This is a genomic window from Caldisalinibacter kiritimatiensis (genome assembly GCF_000387765.1).
GTDB lineage: Bacteria > Bacillota > Clostridia > Tissierellales > Caldisalinibacteraceae > Caldisalinibacter > Caldisalinibacter kiritimatiensis.
Genome location: NZ_ARZA01000079.1, coordinates 1 through 400 on the forward strand (window position 1 = coordinate 1; position 400 = coordinate 400).

Consider the following 400-nt stretch of genomic DNA (forward strand, 5'->3'; position numbering starts at 1 on the left):
TTTATCATCTATTATATCAATATAATATCCCTTAACATTATCTTTGCGATCTATTTTTTTTATTTTATTGTTTTCGATAATATATCTTTTAATTGAATTTGTTGCATCTATTTCATATTTTCCAGTAGTATAAATATAGTAATATTGTGAGTTATTATTTTTTGTAATTTCATTTATATCTATATCTTCAATAATATTAAAAAATTTATATGCATCTATTAATTGGTCGAATTGTGGACAAATACTACTTTGTGTAGAATACACTTTATATTTATTATCTTTTTTACTTAAACTTATATGAAAGGTTTTAAACTTTTCTTTTTGCCCATAATCAATCAACTCATACTGCAAAAGAGTTATATAATAATTATTATTAACTGTTGTAATGAAATTTTGTATT

General features: G+C 19.8%; 1 protein-coding gene. It reads right to left on the reverse strand.

Annotated elements, in window-relative coordinates:
* Window positions 1-400, reverse strand: a 400-nt coding sequence (locus L21TH_RS14480) for a hypothetical protein (protein WP_034429268.1), incomplete at both ends; no start/stop codon positions are given.